This is a genomic window from Polynucleobacter sp. 35-46-11, assembly GCF_002281105.1.
In genome coordinates this window covers 1-3,369 of the sequence record NZ_NCFJ01000422.1, presented here as the reverse complement: position 1 = coordinate 3,369, position 3,369 = coordinate 1, and the positions used below count along the sequence as shown (strand labels likewise).

Genomic DNA, 3,369 nt, shown 5'->3' with positions numbered 1-3,369 from the left:
GAAGACCGATTACCATGGGATATTGAAGTAAATTAAGACCTTGAGTTTATCACCCGCACCCTATTTTTATATGAACTTTGCCCCTAAACCTGTCCGTACTAAAGCCGCCCATGAGTGGCTAGAGTATTTGCGTGACTCTGAAGGTTTGGGCGGAATCCTAGCTAAAACAGAAGATCTGGCCAAACTCAAAATTACGCTCAAAGCTGCTCTGCTTGAAATGGATTTGGATAACTTGGCACCCAAAATTGAGCCTGGATGGCGTTCTGGCGGTCAGGATGAACTGTTTTTGCTAGTCAACGGGGCAAGTGTTGCCACCCGTCTTCAGCAAATATTACCCAGTTTAATCAAAGAGTTAGCTAAAAAAGGGGTGGTCTGTACTGGCATTAAGGTACGCCTTAAGCCGGCACCACCGACCTGGGAGATTAAACCTCGTGAGGGGCATCAAGCAAGTCAGAAGCCAAGAGGGTTTAACTCTGTAGCAAGGGCTTCTTGGGAATCATTGTTGGACAAGTTGGCACCGGATTCCGATCTGCGGAAGGCGGTTGAACGTCTTCTTCACAGCAAGCCTAAATAGCCTAGAAAAAGAGGGGTTGACTCTCTTTTGAATAAGCTGATGGAGCCTTATTTTCGGCAAAGCTACTGATTTCATAAGCGCTTGGATCCTCCAAAAGCTTGCGTAAAAGCGCATTATTTAAGGCATGTCCTGATTTTTCAGCGACGTAAGATCCTACTATTGGGTGTCCAACTAAATATAGATCGCCAATGGCATCCAGAATTTTGTGACGAACAAATTCGTCTTCGTAACGCAATTCTTCGTTATTCAGGATTCGATGCTCATCGAGCACAATCGCATTATCCAAACTTCCACCCCGCGCTAATCCCATTTCTCGCAATGCTTCAACTTCATGAGCAAAGCCAAAAGTACGGGCACGACCAATCTCACTTCGATAAGCATGTTCTGCAAAATCTACTACAAAGCGCTGACCAGTCTTGTCGACCGCCGGGTGCTTAAAGTCGATGGTGAAATCTAACTTAAACCCAAAGAAAGGCTCTAGACGCGCGAGCTTATCGCCTTCCTTTACCTCTATAGGTTTTCTAATTACTACAAATTGTCTAGGGGCTTCTTGCTCAGCAATACCAGCCGATTCCATCAGAAATAAGAATGAAGCGGCACTGCCATCCATGATGGGCACTTCTTCACCATCAAGTTCAATCAATAAATTATCAAGCCCTAGGCCTGCACAAGCTGAGAGTAAATGCTCTACCGTGGAGACGCGCACTCCATCCTTTTGAATCACTGATGCTAGGCGGGTGTCGCAAACCGCCAGAGCAGTGGCCGGCACAACCGATTGCTCTGGGGTATCTACGCGTACAAACAAGATTCCTGAATTTACCGATGCAGGCTTAATAGATAAGGTCACCTTACGCCCTGAGTGCAAGCCAATCCCCACAGTTTTAATAGGGGTGGCAATTGTGCGTTGCTTCATCATGGCTTTATCTAAATTCAGGAATAGTTTCTCTTACAGCTTCTTCAAAATGGAAGCTGCATCGCTCACTTCAAACTTACCGGGCGCTTCACGATCCAAAGTTGTTACTACACCATTTTCAACAATCATGGCATAGCGATCTGAACGAACACCCAAGCCGCGAGCAGTCAAATCTAACTCGAGGCCAAGTTTCTTGGTGAACTCAGCACTACCATCACCCAACATGCGGATCTTTTTGCCAACCTTTTGATCCCGGCCCCACGCACCCATAACAAATGGATCGTTTACCGAAATGCACCAAATTTCATCGACACCTTTTGCTTTGATTGCATCAAAGTGCTCTACATAGCTAGGAACATGCTTTGCTGAGCAAGTAGGTGTAAATGCACCAGGTAATGCAAAGATCACCACTTTTTTACCAGCGGTCAATTTTTCAACTTCAAATGCATTTGGCCCAATAGCGCAACCTTCACTCGCTTCATCTAAGAACTCATAAAGAGTGGCGTTTGGTAATTTTTGTCCGATTGCGATCATAAAGCCTCCAATAAAATAGTTGTAATGAGTTTGCCAACGCTAGCGCGGGATTCGTCGTCCGGAGGGGCGCCGCGCTGGCATTCTGCAACTACCTATTGTATTAAGCAGTTAATTAATCTGCTTGCTTACGTAAAAAAGCTGGGATTTCATAGTAATCAGCCCCTTTTTCNNNGTAGGGGCTGGTGTAGCTTCACGAGAACTGCGGAATACCCGTGGCAAATCATATTGACTGTAATCAACACTGCTGGTGGCTGGCTGAGAAGCCATTGAAGGCGCACTACCGGCACCAGTCATTGCCAAACCAGCGCTAGTACTCAGAGCTGAGTCCAAACTTACTTTACTCATTGCTGCTGACGCGCTTGCTGGAGCAAAGCTGTTTAAGTCAGCCATGGTTGGCATTGCATCATGGGTACCAGTGGCCTGCCTCCAAACTACCTCAGGTTGATGTTTTTGACGAGCTTGTGGATTATTCAAGCCTGTTGCCACCACAGTAACGCGTAAGGCATCACCCAAACTCTCGTCATACACGGTACCGAAGATCACGGTAGCGTCATCCGCAGCATAGCCACGAATTGCAGCCATCACTTCACGAGTCTCAGACAATTTGAGTGAACGACTAGCAGTGATGTTGACCAATACGCCACGTGCACCAGATAGATCCACACCTTCAAGCAATGGTGAAGCTACTGCAGCTTCAGCAGCTAAACGTGCACGATCCATGCCAGAAACTGTTGCAGTTCCCATCATCGCCTTGCCTTGCTCGCCCATCACTGTTTTCACATCCTCAAAGTCGACGTTGATCAAACCTTGAACGTTAATGATTTCTGCAATACCCGAAACCGCGTTATGCAATACATCATCAGCGCATGCGAATGCCTTATCAAACTCAGCATCCTCACCCATCACCTCAAAGAGTTTCTCATTGAGAACTACGATCAAAGAATCTACATAAGACTCGAGTTCAGCCGCACCATTTTCAGCAACCTTGAGACGCTTGACACCCTCAAAATCAAATGGCTTGCTGATAACACCAACCGTCAAAATTCCCATCTCTTTAGCAACTTGAGCAACGATTGGAGCTGCGCCAGTACCTGTACCACCACCCATACCAGCAGTGATGAATACCATATGCGCACCTTGCAATGTATCTGCAATACGTGTACGCGCTTCTTCAGCAGAAGCTGCACCGATTTCTGGTTTTGCGCCAGCACCGAGTCCGCTAGAGCCTAGTTGCAAATTCACAGATGCCTCAGAACGCTGTAAAGCGCCAGCATCGGTGTTCATGCAAATAAACTCTACGCCATTAACACCGCGACGAATCATGTGCTGAACTGCATTACCACCTGCA

Annotated in this window: 3 protein-coding genes and 1 pseudogene; 1 reads left to right on the top strand and 3 read right to left on the bottom strand. The window is 46.8% G+C overall.

Going from position 1 to position 3,369, the window contains the following annotated elements:
• The first annotated feature begins 40 nt into the window (after positions 1–40).
• Entirely contained in the window at positions 41–574 is a 534-nt protein-coding gene (locus B7Y67_RS15855; protein ID WP_293599462.1) for a hypothetical protein, read from the top strand.
• A gap of 1 nt (position 575) precedes the next feature.
• On the opposite strand, the gene lpxC is transcribed toward B7Y67_RS15855, so the two are convergent.
• From lpxC to ftsZ, 3 genes and pseudogenes are all read right to left on the bottom strand, one after another.
• Complete coding sequence (gene lpxC / locus B7Y67_RS15850) at positions 576–1,490, bottom strand: UDP-3-O-acyl-N-acetylglucosamine deacetylase (RefSeq protein WP_293599461.1); 915 nt, start codon at positions 1,488–1,490, stop codon at positions 576–578.
• 30 nt (positions 1,491–1,520) lie between these two features.
• Positions 1,521–2,021, bottom strand: a complete 501-nt coding sequence (locus B7Y67_RS15845) for a peroxiredoxin (protein ID WP_293599460.1) — start codon at positions 2,019–2,021, stop codon at positions 1,521–1,523.
• Between the two features lie 471 nt (positions 2,022–2,492).
• Positions 2,493–3,369: pseudogene (ftsZ, locus tag B7Y67_RS15840) on the bottom strand (cell division protein FtsZ); the annotation flags it as partial.

Bases quoted from the DNA above. Each gene is read 5' to 3' on its own strand.
- lpxC (WP_293599461.1), bottom strand. From the start codon at position 1,490: ATGATGAAGCAACGCACAATTGCCACCCCTATTAAAACTGTGGGGATT.
- B7Y67_RS15845 (WP_293599460.1), bottom strand. From the start codon at position 2,021: ATGATCGCAATCGGACAAAAATTACCAAACGCCACTCTTTATGAGTTC.